Source organism: Prolixibacteraceae bacterium (genome assembly GCA_019720755.1).
Taxonomy (GTDB): Bacteria; Bacteroidota; Bacteroidia; order Bacteroidales; family Prolixibacteraceae; genus Halosquirtibacter; species Halosquirtibacter laminarini.
Genome location: CP081303.1, coordinates 3,706,756 through 3,730,973, shown reverse-complemented (window position 1 = coordinate 3,730,973; position 24,218 = coordinate 3,706,756). Strand labels below are relative to the sequence as shown.

At 36.3% G+C, this 24,218-nt stretch carries 19 protein-coding genes and 1 riboswitch; of the genes, 16 read left to right on the top strand and 3 right to left on the bottom strand.

Annotated features, from left to right (window positions below):
* Position 1 precedes the first annotated feature (1 nt).
* From K4L44_14765 to K4L44_14750, 4 genes are all read left to right on the top strand, one after another.
* Positions 2-1,144: a HAMP domain-containing histidine kinase gene (locus K4L44_14765; protein QZE13807.1), complete on the top strand. Its 1,143-nt coding sequence runs from the start codon at positions 2-4 to the stop codon at positions 1,142-1,144.
* A gap of 174 nt (positions 1,145-1,318) precedes the next feature.
* Complete coding sequence (locus K4L44_14760) at positions 1,319-1,885, top strand: DUF177 domain-containing protein (GenBank protein ID QZE13806.1); 567 nt, start codon at positions 1,319-1,321, stop codon at positions 1,883-1,885.
* Positions 1,886-1,896: 11 nt separating this feature from the next.
* Complete coding sequence (gene rpmF, locus K4L44_14755; GenBank protein QZE13805.1) at positions 1,897-2,082, top strand: 50S ribosomal protein L32; 186 nt, start codon at positions 1,897-1,899, stop codon at positions 2,080-2,082.
* Positions 2,083-2,293: 211 nt separating this feature from the next.
* The gene (locus K4L44_14750; protein ID QZE13804.1) at positions 2,294-2,674 is read left to right on the top strand and encodes a polymer-forming cytoskeletal protein; all 381 of its coding nucleotides are present in this window, start codon (positions 2,294-2,296) and stop codon (positions 2,672-2,674) included.
* A 420-nt stretch (positions 2,675-3,094) separates the two neighbouring features.
* Here K4L44_14750 and K4L44_14745 read toward each other — a convergent pair whose 3' ends face one another.
* The gene (locus tag K4L44_14745) at positions 3,095-4,807 is read right to left on the bottom strand and encodes a Na/Pi cotransporter family protein (protein ID QZE13803.1); all 1,713 of its coding nucleotides are present in this window, start codon (positions 4,805-4,807) and stop codon (positions 3,095-3,097) included.
* Positions 4,808-5,065: 258 nt separating this feature from the next.
* On the opposite strand from K4L44_14745, the gene K4L44_14740 reads away from it, so the two are divergent.
* Together K4L44_14740 and K4L44_14735 are read left to right on the top strand one after the other, a co-directional pair.
* On the top strand, positions 5,066-7,471 hold the full coding sequence (locus tag K4L44_14740) for an MMPL family transporter (protein QZE13802.1): 2,406 nt from the start codon (positions 5,066-5,068) through the stop codon (positions 7,469-7,471).
* 21 nt (positions 7,472-7,492) lie between these two features.
* A complete protein-coding gene (locus tag K4L44_14735) occupies positions 7,493-8,476 on the top strand; it encodes a polyprenyl synthetase family protein (GenBank protein ID QZE13801.1) in 984 nt (327 codons plus the stop codon).
* Between the two features lie 61 nt (positions 8,477-8,537).
* On the opposite strand, the gene K4L44_14730 is transcribed toward K4L44_14735, so the two are convergent.
* Together K4L44_14730 and K4L44_14725 are read right to left on the bottom strand one after the other, a co-directional pair.
* On the bottom strand, positions 8,538-9,713 hold the full coding sequence (locus K4L44_14730; protein QZE13800.1) for a pyridoxal phosphate-dependent aminotransferase: 1,176 nt from the start codon (positions 9,711-9,713) through the stop codon (positions 8,538-8,540).
* A 39-nt stretch (positions 9,714-9,752) separates the two neighbouring features.
* Complete coding sequence (locus K4L44_14725; protein ID QZE13799.1) at positions 9,753-10,442, bottom strand: 2-phosphosulfolactate phosphatase; 690 nt, start codon at positions 10,440-10,442, stop codon at positions 9,753-9,755.
* A gap of 229 nt (positions 10,443-10,671) precedes the next feature.
* On the opposite strand from K4L44_14725, the gene K4L44_14720 reads away from it, so the two are divergent.
* The 10 genes from K4L44_14720 (at position 10,672) to K4L44_14675 (ending at position 24,173) form a co-directional block, all read left to right on the top strand.
* Positions 10,672-11,034: a hypothetical protein gene (locus K4L44_14720; protein QZE13798.1), complete on the top strand. Its 363-nt coding sequence runs from the start codon at positions 10,672-10,674 to the stop codon at positions 11,032-11,034.
* Positions 11,031-11,321 (top strand): hypothetical protein, encoded by a 291-nt coding sequence (locus tag K4L44_14715; protein QZE13797.1) that lies wholly within the window; start codon positions 11,031-11,033, stop codon positions 11,319-11,321. The genes K4L44_14720 and K4L44_14715 overlap by 4 nt, the downstream gene beginning before the upstream one ends.
* Before the next feature lie 177 nt (positions 11,322-11,498).
* Positions 11,499-12,758: a U32 family peptidase gene (locus K4L44_14710; protein ID QZE13796.1), complete on the top strand. Its 1,260-nt coding sequence runs from the start codon at positions 11,499-11,501 to the stop codon at positions 12,756-12,758.
* Between the two features lie 267 nt (positions 12,759-13,025).
* Positions 13,026-13,161, top strand: a riboswitch (FMN riboswitch).
* Between the two features lie 111 nt (positions 13,162-13,272).
* On the top strand, positions 13,273-13,920 hold the full coding sequence (gene ribB / locus K4L44_14705; GenBank protein QZE13795.1) for a 3,4-dihydroxy-2-butanone-4-phosphate synthase: 648 nt from the start codon (positions 13,273-13,275) through the stop codon (positions 13,918-13,920).
* A 602-nt stretch (positions 13,921-14,522) separates the two neighbouring features.
* Positions 14,523-14,975: a hypothetical protein gene (locus K4L44_14700; protein QZE13794.1), complete on the top strand. Its 453-nt coding sequence runs from the start codon at positions 14,523-14,525 to the stop codon at positions 14,973-14,975.
* Positions 14,976-15,111: 136 nt separating this feature from the next.
* Positions 15,112-16,620 (top strand): hypothetical protein, encoded by a 1,509-nt coding sequence (locus tag K4L44_14695; protein ID QZE13793.1) that lies wholly within the window; start codon positions 15,112-15,114, stop codon positions 16,618-16,620.
* A 204-nt stretch (positions 16,621-16,824) separates the two neighbouring features.
* Positions 16,825-18,081: a T9SS type A sorting domain-containing protein gene (locus K4L44_14690; GenBank protein QZE13792.1), complete on the top strand. Its 1,257-nt coding sequence runs from the start codon at positions 16,825-16,827 to the stop codon at positions 18,079-18,081.
* A 13-nt stretch (positions 18,082-18,094) separates the two neighbouring features.
* Complete coding sequence (locus tag K4L44_14685) at positions 18,095-20,863, top strand: hypothetical protein (protein QZE13791.1); 2,769 nt, start codon at positions 18,095-18,097, stop codon at positions 20,861-20,863.
* 40 nt (positions 20,864-20,903) lie between these two features.
* Positions 20,904-22,661 carry a hypothetical protein gene (locus K4L44_14680; protein QZE13790.1) on the top strand — a complete coding sequence of 586 codons (1,758 nt, stop codon included), beginning with the start codon at positions 20,904-20,906 and terminating at the stop codon, positions 22,659-22,661.
* 33 nt (positions 22,662-22,694) lie between these two features.
* Positions 22,695-24,173 carry a hypothetical protein gene (locus K4L44_14675; GenBank protein ID QZE13789.1) on the top strand — a complete coding sequence of 493 codons (1,479 nt, stop codon included), beginning with the start codon at positions 22,695-22,697 and terminating at the stop codon, positions 24,171-24,173.
* Positions 24,174-24,218 lie beyond the last annotated feature (45 nt).

Sequence of the window (24,218 nt, the reverse complement as noted above, 5' to 3'; positions counted from 1 at the left end):
TATGTGGAATAGGCGTGTATTAAACTTCATTGTACTAGCTTTCTTATTTGTTACCTGTGTTGGAACTTTGTGGTTCACTCAGGTGTTAGTCGATAAATTAAAGAAGGAAGAACATCAAAAGGTTCTCAATATTGCAGGAGCCACTCGCCTTCTTTCTAGTAACTCATCTAATTTTAGTAATGACTACTCTTTTGTTATAGACATTATTCAAAACAATGAGTCTATTCCCTTAATTGTTCTTGATGAAAAAGAGAATATTGTTACCTCTAGGAATGTCATTAAAAATGGTCAAGATAGTACAATCATTTTTGATGCTCTTTCGAACATGAAACTTCATTATATTCCGATTGAAATTACATTAAGTGGCGACAAGAAGAACTATATATACTACAACGATTCCATATGGTTGAAGCGATTGCGCTTTTTTCCATTTATTCAGATACTTTTAATCTCTTTGATATTCTTTATTGGTTGGTGGTTTTATAGACGTGATAGCAAGATGGAACGCAACCTCTTGTGGGTAGGATTGGCCAAAGAGACAGCCCATCAATTAGGGACTCCAATAAGTGCATTAGGTGCATGGGTTGATCTTTTAGAGATGGAGGAGAATAATAGTGAAATCTCTATTGAGATGAGAAAAGATGTATCACATCTTTCAAATATTGCAGAGCGCTTTTCGATGATAGGTTCTGATCCTACCATGGAAGTACACTCTCTCCACTCTTTAATAGACGAGATTGTAATCTATTTTGAAAAAAGAATTCCACGTAAGGTTCAGGTTCATAATTTTGATAAAATTGGAACAGACAGTATTCCTATGAATAAAGTCTTATTGGGATGGGTATTCGAGAATCTGATTAAGAACTCTTTAGATTCAATTGATGGAAAGGGAGAAATAAGCATAAAACATAGTGAAGATAGAGACTATGTTTTTATTGATATTGCGGATACAGGCAAAGGAATCCCCCAGAAGTTACAAAAGAAGATATTTAAAACGGGTTTCTCTACAAAACCAAGAGGTTGGGGACTTGGACTATCTTTGGCCCGTCGAATCGTTGTTCAATATCATGATGGAAAAATAAAAGTATTGAAAAGTGTTGAAGGTGAGGGTACTATATTTAGAGTCTCTCTTCGAAAACAATAAAAATAGACTATATTTGCTGTAAGTTCTAGCTTTTATTCGATCCATATTTGTACAATGATTCGGGTATAGAATGAAATAAATACACAAAAAGCTAAAAAAGAGACGAAAAGTATACGATATTTTTCTTGAGTTATGCATTTTTTTATACTTTTGCCCTGCTTTTAATAATTTGATTTGAGACAATTATCGACATATAAGATTTTATTTTCAGGTTTGAAAGAGGGAATTCATGAATTTGAGTTCACTTTAGACGACTGTTTTTTCTCGTTCTATAAAGAGGGAGAAATCCTTGGAGGAGATGTGGCATGTAGAGTTATTCTTGAAAAAAGAACCTCTTTGATGACACTGACAATTCAAGTAAATGGAGATGCAAGAGTTGTTTGCGATAGATGTTTAGAAGAATATAATCAGAATATTAAAAATGAAGTATCTCTGTTTGTAAAGTTTGGAGACCCGAAAACAAATATGGATGATGATATTATCTATGTTGACCCAGATGAATATGAATTAGAGTTGTCGCAATATCTTTATGAGTTTACTTCGTTGGCTTTGCCTTTTAGACATGTTCATCCTGAAGATGAGCAAGGCAATTCGATGTGTAACCCTGAGATGTTGGAAAGATTAGATTGTTACAGTGGTGATTTTGACGATTCTTACGAAGAAGACGAAGTTGAAGAGGAAGAAGAAGTGATCGATCCACGTTGGAATGAATTAAAGAAGATATTTGATAATAAAGATTAAAGTTAAGAAAAATGGCACATCCAAAGCACAGAACATCAAAATCGAGGAGAGATAAGCGTAGAACGCATTATAAAGCGACTCCTGCGACAATCGCATCTTGTTCAAACTGTGGCGCTGCTGTGAAGTATCACACTGTATGTGGAGAGTGTGGTCACTATCGCGGAAAGTTAGCAATTGAAAAAGATATGGCGATCTAATAAGAAAGAGACTTTTCTTTCTTTGATTGAAAGAAAAAAATCCCTCTTTGGGATTTTTTTTTTGCTTTTTTTTTAAGTAAAACCATAAATTCTCATAATTTAACTAAGGTATTTATCATTATGTTAGGCCTATTTTTTTATAGTCCTCTCTCTTTTTTGTAAATTGAACCCCACTATGGCAATATTTTCAAAAACAAAAAATACAAGTACAATGGCAAAGAGTAATCAATTTGATAGTGCTGCTTTGAATACCTTGACTCCAGACACAAAGATTGTTGGTGATATAGAATCTATCGGGGATATCAGATTTGATGGAACCTTAGAGGGAAACCTTGTTTCTAAAGGCAAAGTCGTATTAGGTGGTAATGCAAAAGTAAAAGGACGTGTTGAGTGTAAAGTTGCTGATATTTCAGGTCTTGTAGAAGGAACTGTTGTCGCTACTGAACTCGTAAGTTTACAAAAAACTGCTAAGGTATATGGAGAAATTCATATGTCTAAGTTATCCGTAGAACCAGGAGCAGTATTTACAGGAAATTGTAAAATGTCTTCTGAGAAAGCTCCAGTACAGAGTAAGAATACCAATGCAAAGTAATATAACTTCTTTCTGAGGAAAGGGGTGGATATATTCTACTTAAATATAAGTAGAACACTTTTCGATCGACATAAGGGGGGGTATCTGGTATTATGCTTCCCCTTTTAGCGTTCTAGAAGAGATCAATGTTTCTTCTCTCCTCTCTCTTCTCTTGTTCATATCTACGAACTCACATAGTTGATTTTACAGCACTTTAAATGTGGTATTAATATAACTACATATTCTTCATTACATGGTCGTAGTGCCACTCTCTTAGTATTTAAACGTATATCTTTCTTTCATATCTCTTTATAGATGTCCTAATCTTTCATTGTGGATATATTGGGAATAGTATTCTGTTTAGAAACTCTTGGATACAAAAAAACCATCTGTGGTATTTGTAGTACCATAGATGGTTTCATTAAATAGAATGAGATCTGATTACGATTTAATAGAAATCAATGTTTGACTTACATTGATGATATAATCTCCCATTCTCTCATATTCTGAGAAAATATCATTATATATTATACCTACTTGATAGTCATATATTTTGTTCTCAAGGTTAATCAGGTGATCTGATTTTAGTATATTTCTATAGTTATCGATTTCTCTTTCGATACTTAAAGCATCTTTTATATCTACTTGCTCATCCTGAGATAGGTTTTTGACCATGATCGTAAGGGCATCATTTAAGTAGCTAGACATAATATGAAGCTTTTTTTCGATTGCCTCAGGAAATTCTAACTTCAGACTTCTTTTTCTATCAACATGTCTTGCTATAGAGTTACAAGAGTCTCCTATGCTTTCGATATTATCAATTGCTTTATAGTATGCACTAATCACCTCACTACTTCTTTGAGATAATTTAGTCTCACTTACTTTGGTCAGGAATCCAGCGATCTCAATCTCCATTTGGTCACAAGAGTCTTCATATTTCTCGATCTTAGAAAGTCTTTTTGAGTATGCTTTGTCTTTATCTTCACCATACAGTTTTGTCAGATGTTTAAACATCTTTTGAGTAATCTCTCCGTAGTGTACAATCTCTTGTTTTGCTACATAAAGAGAAGCTTCTGGTGTTGATAGTAGTCCTGTTTTAATATGCTTCAAGTGGAACTCTTCCTCTTCTTGATCTTTAGAAGGAGTTATTTTTGTAACAAAATCAGCAATAGGTTTCGTAAACCAAATCAACAATCCTGTATTAAGGATATTGAACATGGTATGGTATATCGATAGTGCTATTGGCATGGCATGTTGAGACGCTATTACAGATTCCCCTGCTTTTGGGAATGGTGAAATCTCTCCTAAGGATCTAATGACATGATCTAGAGCATGCATCGATGGATTGAAGAATATCAATGCCAAAAGTACCCCGAGAACATTAAAAATAAGGTGGGCTCGTGCGGCTCGTTTTGCTGATGTATTAGCAACCATTGCAGCAAGGTTTGCAGTAATAGTTGTTCCAATATTCTGCCCTAAAACCATTGCAGTAGAAAGCTCGAAAGAGATCCAGCCTTCATTACACATGACAAGAGTTAATGCCATTGCAGCACTAGATGATTGAATAAGAATTGTCAGCACGGTACCGATAAGCATAAACAATGCTATCGACATCATGGTTGGGTTGTTAAAATCTTTCAGAAATTCAAGCATCTGTGGATTCGACTTGATATCTGGAACAGAACCTTTCAGAAAGTCGAGTCCGATAAACAGAAGTGAAAATCCAACGATTAATTCTCCCCATGATTTTTTAGATCTCTTTGAAGAGAATAGAAGTGGGAGCGCAATTGCAATAAGAGGAAGTGAAATTGTACTCATACTGACTTTAAATCCCAAGAAAGAGATAATCCAAGCAGTCACAGTGGTACCAATGTTTGCCCCCATAATGACTCCGATAGACTGTTTTAAAGTTAATAGTCCTGCATTTACAAAACTAACGACCATAACAGTTGTAGCAGAGGATGATTGTACTAATGAAGTAATCAGAATTCCTGTCAAAACTCCTTTTACTCGATTAGATGTCATAGAGGCAAGGATGTCACGCATCTTGTTACCTGCGACCTTTTGTAGTGACTCGCTCATCAATTTCATCCCGTAAAGGAAAAGACCAAGTGATCCAATGAGCGTCATTACTTCTAATAGTCCGTAATTCATTGTGATAATGTTTTCTACTATATTATTTCTCGATCGCAAATGTAAATTTATTATAAACAATACAATAGTAAAATTATACTTTTTATCACTTTAGAAATTGAAAAATTTATTAAATCATAATGTTAACTTCAGATAGTCTTAACATATATGTTTATTTAAATGCTAAGTCATTTTCAAGATAGTTTACTCAGAGAGTGTAATAAATTTTATTCTCATTAAAAAATAAGTAATTTTAGGCCCAATATTTACGAAATAATTATGTGGAAAAGAATTGCCCGATTTATCTTGAAGAACCGAGTATTTCTATCGGTATTACTTGTAATAATAACTGCTTTCATGGGCTACCAAGGGCGGAATATTCAATTATCATATGAATATGCTGCACTTCTTCCTGAATCTGACACTGTATATCAAGAGAACCAACAATTCATTGAGACTTTTGGGGCTGGTTCTGATGTGATTGTTGTTGGAGTCCAAGACTCGACTTTTTTTGAAAAGCAACATCTAGAAAGATGGCGTTTAATGTGTGATAGCTTACAGGAAGTACCTGGTGTATTAGGGACTCTTTCGATGGGTGATATCTACACGCTACATAAAAATATCAAGAAGAAGACTTTTGAAGTAAAGAAAGTGTTTCCTGAAGTTCTTGGTTCACAAAAACAAATTGACTCTTTAGCACACATTGCAAAGTCCTTACCATTCTTTAGAGGACAACTATATAATGATTCTTCCCAAGTATACATGCTTGCGATTACAGTGGACAAGTCTGTTATGGCTTCTCCCAAGCGAGAAGTGATGGTAGACGATATTGTAAATGTATGCCATCAATACGAACTTTCTACTAAAAATAAGGTACGCTATTCGGGAATGCCTTATATTCGAGTAATGACTTCTCAACAGATAAAGAAAGAGTTCTTTCTATTTATTCTTTTTGCATTGGCGGTCGTTGTATTGATTCTTTTTATCTTCTTTAAGACGCTTCGCCAAGTTGTTTTTCCACTTCTTGTTGTAACAACAGGAGTTATATGGACTGTAGGGACGATGACTCTGTTAGGATATAAAATCACCTTACTAACAGGAATGATCCCCCCGCTTCTAATTGTAATTGGGGTTCCAAACTGTATATTCTTGATCAATAAATACCATAATGAGTATATTAGTCATGGAAATAAGATCAAGGCACTTCAACGTACTATTATAAAGATTGGTAATGCCACTCTACTAACAAATATCACGACCGCTTCTGGTTTTGCAACTTTCTTGGTTACATCTTCAGACATACTTAAAGAGTTCGGTTTGGTGGCCTCCATCAACATCCTTTCTATTTTTATGATCTCTCTGATTGTAATTCCAGTAGGGTTTAGTTTTATGGCTCCTCCTCGTCCTAAAGATACTCGTCATCTCGATAGACGTGCTATGAATGGGGTGATTGATCGTTTGGTCATTATCACATTGAACTACCGTAAACAAGTCTATATTGCTGCATTGGTTATCATTGCAGTGGGGATATTTGGAATATCTAAGATGAAAAGTACGGGATATATGGTAGATGATATTCAAACTGATAACCCTATTTATGTTGACTTAAAGTTCTTTGAATCTAACTTTAAAGGATTGATGCCTTTGGAGATCTCTATTGAATCGAAGAAAAAAGGAGGTATTCTAACGAGTTCCACCTTATCTAAGATGGACAAATTCGAAAACGAACTTTCCGAGATGTCTGAGTTGTCAGATCCAGTCTCTATTGTACCATTATTAAAATTTGCCAAGCAGGCATACTACAAGGGTAATGAGAAGTTCTATCGTCTTCCGAGTAATTATGAACGTACCTTTATTCTCAATTATGCTAGTAGTGGTGGTGGTGATGCATCAAAGATACATGCTTTCATGGATGAGTCTCGTACTAAGGCTCGTGTCAGTTTTCGTGTAAAGGATATCGGGACAGATCGTATGGTAGAACTAGAGAATATGGTGGATACCATGGCAACAAAATATTTTCCAAAAGAGAAGTATGATGTGACTATTACAGGCTCTAGTGTTGTATTTACCAAAGGAACACAATATCTAGTACGAAGTCTATTTCAATCATTAGGACTTGCTATTCTTCTGATATCGATCTTTATGGCATTGATGTTTAATAGTAGAAGAATGGTGTTCTTATCCTTGATTCCGAATATGATTCCATTGATCGTAACCGCTGCCATTATGGGGTATTTTGGTATTCCGATCAAGGCTTCAACGATTCTTGTCTTTAGTATTGCCTTTGGAATATCCGTCGATGATACCATTCACTTCTTGGCAAAATATCGTCAAGAACTTAAATATACGAACTGGAACATAGGGCAATCTGTTATATTAGCATTGCGAGAGACTGGTGTAAGTATGATATACACCTCTTTGGTGTTGTTCTTTGGCTTTGGTATTTTCAGCTTTTCAAGTTTTGGAGGAACAGTTGCTCTTGGTATACTCGTATCTTTAACCCTATTGGTGGCGCTTTTCTCAAACTTAATACTACTACCTTGCCTTTTGATGGGACTTCAGTCTTTCGCTACAACAAAGTACTTTGATGAACCTCTATTGGATATTTTTGATGAAGAGATGGATATTGAAGTAGATCTTTTAGAGATCAAAAAGGTGGATAATGATGAGGATAAAAAGGAGTAACAATTGAAAAACTAATTCGTTATGAAGAAAAATGATAACATTCAAATTGCTATTGAGAAGCGAATTCAAGAAGAGGTTGACTTCTTAAATAATATGAGTCCCAATGGTCTTTATGCACCAATTGCTTATGCTCTGAGCAATGGAGGAAAACGATTTCGTCCACGACTTTTGTTGATGGCAATGGAGATGTTTTCAGAAGTAACGAATATTGGTTTAGATGCTGCTATGGCAGTGGAGGTTTTTCATAATTTCACACTCCTTCATGATGACATTATGGATGGAGCTGATCTTCGTAGAGGAAAAGAGACAGTACACCGTAAGTATGATGCGAACACGGCAATCCTCTCTGGAGATGCCATGATGATTTATGCTTATAAAAAATTGGAGGGGCTTGATGCTGTGCTTCAAGCAAAAGTACAGCAAGTGTTCACACAAACAGCTCTCGAGGTTTGTGAAGGCCAGCAATATGATATAGAGTTTGAAACCCGTGATTTTGTTGCTATTGAGGAGTATCTGGAGATGATCAAGCTAAAAACAGCAGTATTACTCGCAGCCTCTTTAAAGATAGGTGCAATCATTGCTGGAGCCAATAATGAAGATGCAGATCTTATTTATCAATTTGGATTAAAAGTTGGCATTAGTTTTCAGATTCAGGATGATATACTAGATGTATATGGAGATGCAGAAACTTTTGGAAAACAGATTGGGGGAGATATTGTTTCAAACAAAAAAACCATTCTGATGCTACTTGCTCAAAAGAGTGCCTCAAAAGTGGATGGTAAACTATTGGAACATTGGTTATCAAAAGAGATTTTTAATAAAGAAGAAAAGATATCATCCGTAACCTCTATCTACAATAGTGTGGGGGTCAGAGAGCAGGCTGAAACACTCCAGCAGGAGTATTTTGATGAAGCATTAGAAAGTTTGGATGCAATCTCTGTCTCTGTGGCACGCAAACAGCCCTTAAGAACAGTTGCAATATCTCTATTCAAACGAAATGTATAGAGTTAAGAGTCGAATAGATATAGAAAAGGATCGTTTCAAAAAACGATCCTTTTTTGTATTCTTAGTTTTTAAATGCTGAGACGATCTTATTCAAACCCTCTATCATGACCTCTCTAGGGCAACCGAAATTAAAGCGGAAATATCCTTTTCCCTCTTCCCCGAAGCTACTTCCTTTGTTTAAGGCCACTTTTGCTATCTCTTTTAATCTCTTTTCCATCTCTTTTTCATCTCCGTAGGCATTAAAATCGATCCACAGAAGATAGGTTGCATCTGGTTTCATAATCTTCAATTCTGGCAACTCTTGTTTAAGGAATTGAATTGCTAGTTCACAATTTGAAGCCAAGTAATCAATAAGTTTTCCTACCCACTCTTCTCCATATTCATAGGCTGCCTCACAAGCAATATTACCCAATAAGTTGCCTCCATGTATATGGACCGCATAGATTGTTCTGTCGAGTGTTGTACGAATTTTTCTATTGCTACATATCACAAAAGAGGTTGCCAGTCCTGCAATATTAAAGGTTTTGCTTGGCGCCATTAATGTGATCGTTTTATCTGAGATCTTCTTACTAATAGAAGCGATAGGAGTATGTTTTCTCTCTCCTAGGATAAGATCAGAATGGATCTCATCAGAAACGATAATAATATTATGGCGAACACAAATATCTCCTATAGCTTGTAGCTCCTTTTTACTCCATACTGTACCACCTGGATTATGAGGATTGCAAAGGACGAACATTTTAGCCCCCTCTTGTGCCAACTGTTCGAAATGTTCTATATCTATTTGATATCGGTTGTCTTGTAACTTTAATGGGTTTCTAAGTATGGTACGCTCCAACCCTTCGATGGTTGCATAGAATGGGTAATATACTGGTGTATTGATGATAATCTTATCTTGCTTCTCTGTGAAGGCTAGAATAGAACTCGCAATTCCAGAAACTACCCCAGGAGTTGTACTTATCCAAGAATTTTCTATCTCCCACTGATGCTGTCTTTTTTGCCAATCTGTGATTGTTTGGAAGAAATTATCAGGCTTAAAAGTATATCCCAAAGCCGGATGTTCTAGTCTCTCTTTAATTTTATCAATAATAAAATTTGGAGTCTCAAAGTCAGTATCAGCCACCCAAAAAGGTTGAAGGTTATCTTCACCAAAGAATTGGTTCAGTGCATCATACTTTAAACAGTTGGTGTTTTTCCTATCAATAATGCTATCAAAGTTGTACTCAATATTACTCATGATATGTCAAATTTTGGTTTCTCTTCATGCGAAATGAATCTATATCTCGATTTTCTCCAAATAATACCCTTTGCTATCCTTTTTTGCTTTTAATATGAATGGAAAACGATTCAAAGACAAACAGAGATCAAAGTCTCTTTTTGGAGAGTATGACTGTTTTATTGGATCTAAAAGTCTTTTACCAGACCCCACTCTTAACTTTTCAACCATCTCTTCGAAATCCGGTTCTGTCCCTTCTAATTTTGCTTTGATATACTCCGCAAAAAAGGTGTCTTCATCTGCTTCAGATGTCCCTTCGTATCCCATACATACGAGAGACACTGTAGTTGGCTCTTTTGTCTTTATATATTGAATAACTGCATCCGCATTTACAAACGATCCTGTGATTTTTTCCGAAGCATTTGTGCTAAGATAGATACCTTGTGTCCCGGAGCTTGTGCTATGAAGTATGGTTTTGCCAGTAAAATCTTCCTTTTCAATATGGGTCGGAGAGTTTCCAAATTCAAAATGAGGAACCTTCTTCTCATGCCTCTCTCCACATCTTATGGCATTGGGTATCTCTTTATAGAGTTGGTCCACTAGCGTTAACTTATCAATTGGATAGATTCTTTTAGCCCCATTGTTTGCGGCATAACATGCGAAGGAGAATGCTCTGAATACATCAATAATTACTGCGAGTCCTTCTGCTTTTTTTGCTCCATCAAATCCTTGTAGAATGTTTATTTGCATAAGTTAAATGTGACTTAAATATAAGTTAAATAGTGTAATATATTGTTTAAATACATTGCGTTTGTGGTGTAAATAACAATAACCTAAAAATAGACAAATATCATATTAAACCCATCATGATGATCCTATAAGTTTAGAAAAATCACTTTAATTACATCTTGCTTTTTCTCTAGAGATGAGGATCCCCTTTCGTGATGAATTTAATAAGATTCTTTAAATCATTTTAGTTATGAAAAAGGTATTATGGATTGCTTTATTATGTGTCTCGATGTTGGATCAAGTGTCTGCACAAGACGATAAAACCTTTGTATCTATCGAAAGTGGTACGACTCTTGATCTTTCCGATCCACAATTTTCTGGAGATAATAACTTCGACACCAAATTGTGCCCAGGCTTCTATTTTAGACTCTATTTCAATCAAGTATTGAGTGAGAAGCTAACACTTCGTGAAGGGGTTGGATACAATATTGCTCGTACTTATGAGGAAAATTATGAGATACATATACTGATTTTCGACCTTTTGACTTTACAGGAATTTCGGCAAATAGTGTGCAGACGTTTAATATTCCAGTACACCTTCTATGGACAATGAACCAGAGAGTTCAATTTTATGGTGGTTTCTCATTGGATGCTTCTTTGACAGATAGTAATACCTATTTTGAAGTAAGAAGACCCCTATATACAAAAGACGATCTTAAGAATTTAAGAAATATCACCTATTCGGTAGAGCTTGGTACAAAAATTAAGGTAATGAAGAATGGCTATATCTCATTAGGGTATAAATATATACCAAAACCTATTGAAATTGCGAACCCAAACTATATTGTAGAGACCACGAAGCACCAAATCAATATTGGTTTGGTTTATGACTTCAAATAGTCGTGCGTTGCCATCGCATATTTTAATTTAATGTTTTAAAAGGCAGGATACTTTTTGTTTTCTGTCTTTTTTATTGACGTTTTTTAATAAAAAAGAAAAAGAGCTTTAGGTTCTAATTTATGTGCTAGTTTTCATGAAAAGATGTAGTTTTGCACTTAGAAATAAAACATCATAGAGATGAAAAGTAGAGATATTGAAATTATGGCACCTGTCGGCTCTTATGAGTCGTTGATGGCTGCAATACAAGCCGGAGCAGGATCCGTATATTTTGGCGTAGAGAAATTAAATATGCGCTCTCGATCGTCATTTAATTTCACTTTAGAAGACCTGAAAGAGATTGTTCGTCGTTGCGAAGCATCTAATGTGAAGACCTATTTGACGGTAAATACGGTGATTTTCGACGAAGAGTTTACAAAAATAAAAGAGATTATCGTTACTGCGAAAGAGGCTGGTGTTTCTGCGATTATTGCTGCGGATATGGGAGTGATTCAATTGTGTCGTGATTTGAATATGGAAGTTCATATCTCTACACAGGTCAACATCACCAACTATGAAGCAGTAAAGTTTTATGCTAATTTTGCGGATGTCGTTGTACTCGCGCGCGAGGTCTCTATGGACCGTGTAAAATATATTCACGATCGAATTATTGAAGAGGATCTAAGAGGCCCTAATGGCGACTTGATTCGTATCGAAATGTTTGTTCATGGTGCTCTTTGCATGGCTGTTTCTGGCAAGTGTTATTTAAGCCTTCATGAGCGTCAATCTTCTGCCAATAGAGGTGCTTGTAGCCAGGTGTGTCGTCGTTCTTATATCGTTACCGACAAGCAGACTGGAGAGGAGTTAGAGATCGACAACGAATATATCATGTCGCCTAAGGATTTGAAAACAATCCACTTCTTGAATAAAGTATTAGATTCGGGTGTTACTGTTTTGAAAGTTGAGGGAAGGGCTCGATCGGCTGAATATGTGGATACTGCGGTAACATGTTATAAGGAGGCCATCGAAGCATACTGTAACAATGAGTTCACAGAAGAGAAGATCGCTTCTTGGGATGCGCGTCTATCAGAAGTATTCAATAGAGGTTTCTGGGATGGTTATTACTTAGGACAACGATTGGGTGAATGGAGCCACAAGTATGGTTCTAAGGCAACCAAGAAAAAGGTGATTGCTGGAAAAACAACCAACTACTTTGCAAAACTAAAGGTTGGGGAATTTCTTCTTCAGTCAGGAACTCTTGAAGTGGGAGATGAGATTCTTATTACTGGTCCTACTACTGGGGTTGTGAAGACTACAGTCAAAGAGTTGCGTTTCGATCTTCAACCTGTAGAAAAGGTAGAGAAAGGACAACTCTTCTCGATGCCTATTGATGTGAAAGTGCGTCGTCAAGATAAATTATATAAAATTGTGGAGGCCTCTAAAGTAAATGATGGTCAATAAATAGTGAAAGCCTTACTTTTAGCAAATGAAAGTAAGGCTTTTTTTATCCCCTAGTTGACACTACAATTAGGGATATAGAAGCATGTCAATTGCTTCGGCTGTCTTCTTCCGTCCTACAGTATTAGCCCTCTTTTCATCTCTTCATATATTGGTCTTTATTTCATATTTCAGATGGAATGTCTTTAAATTAAGAGATTTCAGAATTAATGTCACTTATTCAATAGAGACTAAGTGTAATTTTATAACTTTGGCTTGTCTAAATGATAATTAATTCTTCGGGGCAAGGTGAAAATCCTTACCGGTGGTGATAGTCCACGACTTCTAGTAACCTATTAAGCGCACTAGAATTGAATTGGTGAAATTCCAATACCGACAGTTATAGTCTGGATGAGAGAAGAGTTTTCATGAATGATTGTACATTTTCTTCATGCTACTTCCTAAAAGTGCTGTATCCTTATGGGATATCCGCTCTTGCCTCGTTGATGTGATTCGAAGTTTATTTAATATCCTAATTATGTCAAAAAAAGATATCACAAGGTTTGGTAACTCTTATGAGGAGAGAGTTGCACGTGCAATTAAAGATCTACAGTCTGGTAAAGGAGTCTTGTTAGTGGATGACGAGGACCGAGAAAACGAAGGAGATATCATATACGCTGCTTCTCAAATGAGTGTGGCAGATATGGCATTGATGATTAGAACGTGTAGTGGCATTGTTTGTCTTTGTTTAAAAGATGACAAATGCAAAGCACTAGAACTTCCTCCAATGGTTCAGAATAATAATAGCCAGAATCAAACGGCTTTCACTATTTCTATTGAAGCAAAAGAGGGAGTTACTACAGGAGTATCTGCTGCCGACCGATTGACTACCATCCAAACGGCCATTAAAGAGGGGGCAAAACCAGAAGATTTGGCACATCCAGGTCATGTTTTCCCACTTCGAGCAAAATCAGGTGGAGTTTTTGAACGTCGAGGTCATACCGAAGGAAGTATCGACATAGTTCAATTGGCTGGTCTTGGAGAGAGCGCAGTGCTTTGTGAACTTACCAACGAAGATGGAACCATGGCGCGTCTTCCTGAGATTATCGACTTTGGAATTGAACACGATATGTGTGTGTTGACGATTGAAGATATTTATCAGTATAGAAAAGAATACTCTTTATAATATTAGAAAATATTGACAAAAAGAGTGTGTTCTAGTATTTGCTAGAGTTGCACTCTTTTTTTATGCCCGATAATAGGGAAATCAACTAGGTATAACCCTAGATGAACGGTTGTTTTGCTCATGGTCTATTCACCTTTTGTACATGGTTCATCCACCGAATCGATGGAGAATCGATGGACAAACCATGAACAAACCATGAACAAACCATGGACAAAGTACCTATGAATCCCCTTTCAAAGTGCTTTTAATATACTATTAAGGGATGGTTCTGTTGATTGTGTTTGTTTGAATTAGGTTTTTGGGTATAATTATTTTGTTGATTGTGTTTCAGCTAAATAAAAGCTTTCAATTGCAGTTGGACCGAAAAGTTTGAGTCATCCATGTCTCATTATAGGGGCTGTCCGTGAACCTTTTGTTATAAAAAGAGTTTTAAATATATAATATAAAAAGAAGGTTGCAGATTGTAGGTGGATACAATAACTTATTAGAAGTTATTTGTTGTGTGGAATGAGTGCAGTCTTGGTATTGATATTTGTAGGAGGTATTCAACTTTTCTTAGAAGTGTTGAAATTGCCTGTTTTATCCCTTTAAAGCCTAATACAATGTTTAAAAGAAAGACAATTTCTATTATTATCGTTATGTCCTTTGCTTTGTGGAGCAATACATTATTTGCAAAAAAGGTCCCTAATCTAAAGCGCGACCGATATCATTTCTCCCTGGAATATGTAAACTCTACAGACACATTCAACCGTTCGGTTCGAGCACTTGGCTATGACGTGAACAACTTGGTTTATGGACTGCAAGGCGAAAATTGTTCTCCCACAGAGAATGATATTGAGGTGTTGTCAAAAGGCTCTGTATATGGTATTTTCGGGTATCAATTTATCAATTCGATCACCTTTGCTGGGCTCGCAGGTTATGGAGAGAGTCTATATAATGGGGATAAGGTTCAATATGGGGCAACCTGTGCAGTTCATATTAAATTTGTCAACCTCTCTATCACCTACAATACTACGAGTAATTGGGGTTTAGGGATTGGGGTCTACTTGAAGTAAAAGTAGATTGCTATAGATGATAAAGTGTGAATATTATGGAGCAGCGTTGTAGTGTTTGAAAAGAATGGTTAATTTTGTGGGCTAAAGCATATCCAATCGGATTATTGACTCTTATTTTACGCTAAGAAGAAACATTATGGGGAGATCGTTAGATATAGACCAAGCATTGCATTCAGGAGATCTTAATTACGCATTACAATTAATCTCGGATCTTACTTCAGAGGAGTGGTCACAAGAGCGTGTGATGGAATCTGTCGTAGATGTCTACGTTGCTCAATTAAAAGTGGTATCGAAGAATTTCTCTCTATTTTGTGAAACCATCAGATCCATTCCATGTTCATTATCCTTTGAGAGTGAAACGGTCGTATTACAGATTGTTTTAGAGGAGTCCGTGAACTATATTAATGTCTCCAATAAGAGAAAAGTTGGGACACTCTATAGCGACACAAAACAACTATTCTCGATCTTATCCTCTCTATCTTTTAAAGGGAGAGGTATGGATGTCGACCAAGTGGTTCGAGCTATATACTCGGTATTTAGAAAAAGACCATCTCTATTTCTTTTAGAGGTTCTAAATTGGTGGGAAGAGATTGGTGTAAACGACTGCTCAAAACAACCAGAAAGAGATGGAAAGCGAGAGATACGCCCTCTTTATTCCCGTTTTTATGAACTAGTGACTCGTGCTATATTAAACACGGATCAAGCAAAAGGGGCCCTAGGAGAAGGGTGGAGAGATAGAGTGTGTCAGTTTGTTGCATCTTATCCGAAAGCGATGAATGTTGCGTATGCCCTTTATGATCTTTGTGTTCGTAGAGAAGAGATTGACTGGGGGATAGCAACACAGAAGGCTTTTGTTCAATCTAATATCGGTTTAGGGTGGGGTTGGGTATTGCTAGCACAGTATCATAAACAATTAGATCACCAAGAAACGGTGTTTGCATGTTTATGTCGTGCTTCTTTATGTTCGATGAGCTTGATGTCCAGATGGTTTATTTGGATTGATATGGTGGAACTTGCCGCCTCGAATGCAGGAGAGAATGTTTCCTCTTGGTTGGCTTACCAAATTTTACAATCTCAAGAAGCTTCTTTAAGTAAAGAGAATATCTCTATGGTTCATCACTACCAGAATGCTGCCATTCCTTGTTCTTCAAAGGTGGCTAATGAAGTGATTAAAGAGTGGGCACATGATGCCGAAAGATGGTTGTGGTCCGATTATCCAACCTTTGTTGGAGTGGTTTCTTGGATCGATAGAAAAGCCAAAGTGGTGGGGATTGTATATGGTGTGGATCAGCGTATTGTAGTCCCTTTTTCTCAAATTTCGTTTAAAGTGGATATGGGACAGTGGCTGCGTGTTGTGGGGACCAAAGAGGAGGATATCAATCCAAAACTTCTCTATATTGAGCCATCTAAGACACTTCCTTCTGGTGCCATTTTTAAAACCGTTTCAGGACGGGTTCAACAAAAAATAGGAGAACCGTTTGGCTTCGTTGCAGACTGTTTTATCCCTCCTCACTTAATGACCAAACGTAATCTTCAACAGGGCGAGTGGGTGGAGCTCTCTTTGGTCTACGATATCGATAAACGATTGGATAAAATGACATGGAAGGTGGTAACTGTAGAAAAGATTGATAGACCATCATTGTAAGTATATTGAAATAAAAAACTTCTTTTTCAATGTGATAGAGACTTTTCAACACATGTTGAAAAGTATGTTTTAATGCCACTTTTTGGCGATTAAAATTGATTTATTTGTAAGGTAGAATATGTATTTTTACATACATAATTTCGCTTATTAATTGATTTTGATATGCTAAGTTGCAATCAAACCTCATATTATATTTATAATACAATGAATAAATTTTCTACACTACTTACACTTTTATTACTATCCTCTGTTGTTTTTGGTCAGGAGGAAATTAAGATCCTACACCAGAATATCTTATATTATGGAAAAACCACAAAATTCTGTGATGAGAATGATAATACGAAGGATGCTAAAAACGAGGGATTAAGAGAACTTTTCTCTTATGTCCATCCAGATATTTTCACATGCAATGAGATGGACGATTCGCAGGAGGATATCGATTATCTATTGGATAATGCCTTGAATATGGATGGGCGAACCTCATTTGTTGCAGCTCCGAAATTAGGGGATTATCTATTGAACCAACTCTATTATGATAGTAAAAAGTTGATATTAGATTCTTCCCAATCTTTTGAGATTTCGTATTACTCTAGAGATGCCTATTTTTATAAATTACACACAAAGGATACTCCTTTAGTGGATGGGAAACCATCTGCTTATATTCATATTATTCTATTACACCTAAAAGCAGGTAGTGATGAATCCAATAAAAATACTCGCGTTTCGGAGATGACTTTTGTGATAGATAAGTTGGCAGAGTTGGGATGGAAAGAGAATATCTTTATTATAGGGGATTTAAACCTTTATGGCGCAAGCGAAGGAGCGTATCAGTTGATGGTAAATCCCCAACAAGATGGGGTGGTTTTTGCCGATCCTATAAGTCAAGAAGGGGAGTGGCATGATAACCCTTCTTATAGTCTACAACATACCCAGTCAACCCATAAATATCAGGTTGGTTGTGAGTCTAGTGGAGGGACAGACGATCGATTTGATTTCATTATGAGCGATCTTGGAACGAAGTTAGGACAGGGATATTGGAGATTTAAGAGTGGATCTTATGATGTGGTTGGGCAGGATGGTACCCATTTTAATAAGGGAATTGAAGGAGCAAGTTCATCGGTCTATCCAAACAGCCTATTAAATGCAATTTATAATACCTCTGATCACTATCCTGTGACATTAACCATTGGAACGAAAGCTACTAGTAGTCATCCTGTATTGGACGATGATACTAAAATTGTAGAAAATCCGTTTGTGGATAAAGTTAGAATAGCTGGTCTTCCTCAAGGAAAATGTATCTTTGAAGTCTATTCTGTTCAGGGAGCCCAGTTTGAAAATGGTTGTGCCTCTGTTTATGGAGATGAATTGCGAGTAAAGGTTTCACAACCTTCTGGTATATATATTGTTAAAGTAATAGATGCTAAAGGGAAAGAGCATCAATATAAAGTTGTAAAAAAATAAATAGTTTACATGTATGAATAAGAGGAGCTTGGGTCTAGTGGGTGTCTTGATGGTAATATCTTTGATCATCAGTTGGTTTGTCTTTAGCAAGGCCAATCAATATATTGGGACCAATACCTTCAATGCACTTCCCAATGACTCTCCTGTTATTTTGCATATAGATAACTTACTAGGTTTTTCTGGAAAACTAGAAGACAGTGAGTTATGGTGCTCTTTTGTGAAATTGCCTGGAGGACATCATATTGATAAAAAAGTGAGTGTTGTCGATTCACTTCTTATTAATAACCAAACAGCTAGAACTCTATTTAAAGGTCGTCCCCTTTTTCTTTCGATAAATAAAATTGGCAAGAGTGATATTTCGATACAAGGTACTTTTGGCTTAAAATCTACCTCTGAGTTAAGGCAAGTAAAAAGTATTTTGCATGCAAGTATTGAAAAGTCAAAGCTGAGATTAGAAAAAAGTCGTTACAATGGCTATCCTATTTGGACCTTGGTGGATGATCAAGATAATGAGATTCTCTATATCTCGTTTAATCATGGTCTCTTTATTTTCTCTGATCATGGGATTTTTCTAGAACAGATGATTCGACAATTGATAAGAGAGGATCACACCAATGAGATGAGTTTTGCTCCTTTCACTTCTTCGAATAAGCACCATGATATTCAGATATTTTTCAATCATAAAAATACAAATACGTTGTTCTCCTTGGCTTTTTGTGGTCCTTTCCAAAAAGGGCTGTTAAGAACCAAGAATTTTGCTCATGTTACAAAACTTCAAACGAAGATTGGAAACAATTCGATTCACTTTGAAGGTACTTCGATTGCAGAGGCGAACCAAAGAGATTTGATCTCTATCTTGGATGGACAGAAACCACAGAGGTCTTTGATGTTACGATATCTTCCTGCAACAACCTCTTATATCTCTACTGTCAGGATCTCTGATAAGTCAATGTTTGATGAGAATTATAAACGTTATTTGATTAAGAATCGTCTTTATGATCGTCTTCTCCTTAAACAGGCTGTAGTAAAAAAGAAGTATGGTTTTGGTCCTTATGAGATATTTAAGAAGGTGTTGGGGCATGAGTTTGGTGTCTTGTATACTCAGTCTAATCAGTTGGATATGAGTCAGAATCGTTTCTTTTGGATGGATGTGGAAGATGTAGAAAAGACTAAGATGTTATTGCATCAAATATCTAAGAAGATACAGAAAATAGGAGGACGAAAAGACTTTAAGATTGAACCAACTGTCTATACTCTTCTTTCGGGGAAGAAGGTCTCTGTGTACAGATCTCCTGATTCTCAATTTGGGGGCCATGTTCTTGGCTATCTTTTTGGATCTGTAGATACAAAATATTATAGCTTTTATAAGAACTCGATTCTTTTTGCATCCTCTCCTGATGCTCTTGTCTGTTTGATGGAAGAGTGTCACACTTCGGAAAAACTAATTGATACAGAAACATATCGAACTTACGTCAATTCTGTGGATAACTACTCTAATTTTAGTCTTTTTATGCGTCCACGGAAATTTATTCCGTTTTGGAAAAATAATATCCACAAAGGAACTTATAATAGCTTAAAAAGGAACGATAAAACATTGATGAAATTTACTTCTATGGGATGGACGATCTCTTGTAGCCATGGGGCAGTTCACCACGAAGGGACCCTTAATTTTGATCCTGAATATTGTGATGAACCATCTAAGATTTGGTCTACAAAACTAGATACTACATTCAATGGGAAGCTATTTTCTGTTTCAGATCATAGAGTGAAAAATGATTATCGAATATTAGCCCAAGATGTCGAAAATAGTATGTACATGTTGTCCTCTAGTGGAGAGACTATTTGGAAAAAGAGACTAGATGGACCAATTTTAGGAAAGGTTCAGATGGTAGATTTGTATCGAAATGGTAAAGTTCAATATCTTTTTAATTCAAAAGATAAGGTCTATTTGATAGATGTGAATGGTGCCGATATTGAAAATTTCCCTATAAGCTTAAAGATACCTGCAAGCAGTGGATTGACGTTAGTTGATTATGATAGAGGAGTGAAAAAAAGAATTTTTGTTCCTACTGTTCAGCCTTCAATCAGTGTATATAGTTTGAAAGGACGAAGTGTTGAGGGATGGGTTACTCAACCTTTATCATCCAACATTGTAGGACCAGTCCAACATTTTGAGGTGGCTAAAAAAGACTATATTGTCTATTCTGATAGAGAAAAAACATATTTGGTGGACAGAAGAGGTCGTATACGTAATGATGCAATATTTTACTTTCCTAGATCACCCCGAAATAAGTTTTTTTTGGAAAATGATATTCAAAATCTAAGTACACATTTGGTAACATCTGACAAATATGGGAAGCTATATCGACTCTTTTTTGATGGAAGTGTTCGAAGTATGGATATAAAACAATGCGCTTCAAATCATCGGTTTATTAAGAGTGATATCAACTTGGATGGTGCGATGGAATACCTGTACCTTGAGCTTAATGAAGTCTCTTTTATTTCAGAAAAAGGAGTGTGTACTATTAGACAAAAAATAAAATTATCTTCAAATAATATCGTTAAGATAGTTAATTTTTCGCCAAATAGCTTAAAATTAGGTATATTAGACCTCGAAAGACGAAAAATACATTTGTTAAATCAGGATGGGACTGAGCTCACAGGATTTCCTCTAATGGGAATGATGAATTTTGTAGTTGGTAAGCATGGTCCTAAAAATATGTCTCTCGATATCGTTTCGAGTGATGGAAATGGGAATATCTTTAAATATGAGGTCAATTAACCATGTGTTAGTCCTTAAACATGAGTGATTTAATTATTATATGAAAAAAACATTTAAAAGAGAGATTGTCTCATCTTTCTTATTATTCATAAGTTTAATTTCGTGCGACAAGAGTGCTTTTGATTTTGATAAATTTGCAGGTGTAGAGAATTGGAATCCAACGCTAACAACTCCTGTATTGAAAGCAAATATTTCAATTTCTAAACTGATAGAAAGTCCCATAAGCGACAGTTTTTCTTTTACCTCACAAGAGGATGGGACGTTGTACTTTAAATATTTACAAAAAGGAGTAATAGATTATAAAGTAGGAAAATTGTTTGGTTTTCCTGAAGCGTTTGAGGTTCGTACTCCTAAAATTTTGTTCCCCTTTCCTGTAGGTGTTGTATCTCCTAGTGATGTACAACTACAAACGATGGAACCAATTGAATTTACACATACTTTTAAGGTGGATCTTAATACCACCGATGCGAAAGAAATAGATGTGTATAAAGATTATCTTCATGCTTTAAATTTGGACGTATTGGTTGCATCTAATGGAGACCCTTTTGATGGAACCCTTCATGTGGCTCTAGATAACTCAACTACGAAAGGTTCTCCTCTTACTTTTGATGTTCCTGTGGAGAGTGGTATGGGGCATATCACTCAAAACTATACTGCTGTGATCTTAAACCTGATCAAAGACGGGCATGGAGATCAATTGATATTAAAGGGGTCATTAGACTTGGATCATATCGAAACTTATGATACTCATCTTACATCGGTTGACTTTACATTGGTGGTGAAATTTTCTCAAATGATACACCAAAAGATAGAGTGTAACCTCGGATATGTAGAACGAAAGCTGCCTGACATGAGCACTGAAATGTTCTCAACCTTTTGGAATAGAGTGGAAGGTGATGCGATGGCCTTTATCGTGAATGAGGAGGTGCCTGGCTTTATGAAGCTATTTTATAAAAATAGTATTGGTAGTAGTTTCAAAGTGAATTCAGTCTATTCGGTTACTTTTGAAGATAAGGGACCTATGGAGTCGGATGAAATTGATACCTATATTGATGCGCCAGCAACTGTTGAGGATGGTTCGTTGGAGGGGAGTTATAATTATGTCACTGAATCTGGTGTGAATTTGGGATCCAATCTAATTAAAACAATATTTATATCTCAGCCGTTCAAAGCGGTCTCTTTTTCTGGAACTTTTCGCAACAATTTAAACCCAACTCTTGTTCGCGTTACTCCTGAATCACCTAACTTTATTACACCAAGCTCAGGGCTCTCCGGAGACCTTGAAGTAAAACTCCCATTCTATTTTAGAGCAACAGAAACAGCGATATTAGATACAATGAACTTTGATCATGGATATAATTTTGAGAAGGTAGATCGGATTAAATTACTTGGCACTTATAAAAATGCAATCCCTATGGGAATTCGTTTGGAGTTGGTTCCTTTTAATAGGAAAAGCGGAAAGACTTTTACCCATATGGTGACTAACAAGGATGGGATAGAGGAGAAGAAGGATATCGCTATTGAATTAGGACAACTCAAAATACCTGAGATTGATGATGGTTCCATCGGTTCGTCTCATCGTCCTACTTCTGTTTCGGAAGGTAATTTAGAGTGTGAATTAAGTGAATTAGAATTTGATGCTTTCAAGAAAGCAGATGCCTTTATTATACGTACCATTATTAATACCCAAAGATCGGATCACTCTAAATTGATAAATGTGATTGTTCATAGTGAGGATTATATTGAAGTGAATTTAGGCATGCGAGTCGTTACCAATATGGATGAAAACGATCTATAGATGAGGATATGTTTTTTGCAAAATATGAGAAATATGCGTGATCGCACAGTTAGGTTTGTGTTACCACTAGTTATCATACTATTATTTAGTTATCACAAGGGGTTATCACAAGAACTTACTCTCTATTTCATGGATGGGGTTCCACAGGCAGGTGATTTTAATCCGGCCCACTATCCCTATACTGGGGTAGGATATATTGGAGTTCCTGGTTTGGGGCGTTTGGATGTTGGTGCAAGAACCAATGGGATACGATATTCAGATATCTTCAGAAAAGGGACCGGAGAGAGAAAAGATTCGTTAGTATTGGATATGAACTCCTTTTATGATGCAACCAAAGAGTATAACTATTTGTACCAAGAGAGCTCTGTTAGTTTGTTGAGTTATGGCTTTCGTGCAGGAGATAACGTATTTATGATGGATATCTCCACTCGTAATATAGCATATGGCTTTTATGATAAAAGTTTGATGGATATTCTCTATAAAGGGAATGGTGCTTTTGATACCCCTGTATCCAATGGAATTCAAACATTGAATACCAAAGAGATGGGGTTTGAAGCGTATCAATTTAATCAAATTGCTATTGGGTATTCAAGAGGATATAATGATCAAATTGTAATCGGATTTAGAGTGAAATTTCTTGCAGGATTGTCGGCTTTGAAGTTAGATGATATGCGTTTTGAGGTGCAGACTAAAGAGGATGGAACTCTTCTCGAAATTAAACCAGAAGGGGTGTTGAGCGGTGCAGGCCCTTTGGAGTATACTGTGAAAGATGATCCGGGAAAAGTGGATGAAAATGGCTTTCCTCAGCAATACCTTGCTGGAGTAGGTTTGCCTACTTTCAATGCAGCTTATTTTACAAATATGAGCAATTATGGAGGAGCATTCGATCTTGGTGTAGAGTATAAATATAACCACCAGCTTGTATTTGGTGCGAGTATTATGGACCTCGGTTTTATCCGCTGGAGTCAGGAAGTGAATAGTTTTGAACAGCAAGGCTCCTTTAAATATACTGGGGTGGATATCTCTAATGGTTTTAATGAAAACGCACCTGGTTATGAGGACCCTTCTAATGCATTCTCATCTATAAAAGATTCTGTTACCAACTCTTTTCGTTTTCACCCTAGTGGGAATGTTTTTAAGTCGGTCCTTCCAATGAAAGCTTATTTTTCTGTGGGGTATCGCCCCAATTGGTGGCTTACTTTGGGTGCAATATCTCGTGTGAGGTTTCAAAATTGGAAACCCTGTTTCTCCTCTACCATTACAGCGGGAACTTTGATAGGAGAGTGGCTTAATATCTCTACTAGTTACTCCTATATCGAAGGCTCTTATGATAATGTGGGACTGGGACTAGCCACAAGAACAGGACCTATTCAATTTTATCTTGCAACAGACAATATCCTTCCTCTGTTTAAAGCCTCGGATATGCATGGGGCATCTTGTCGTTTTGGTATTAATATCATATTGGGACTGAATAAGTATGGGAGTGATAATTTTGATGACTACGATCTGTAGCATTCAGAAGTTCATAACATCATCTCTTTAAAAAAAATTGTATCT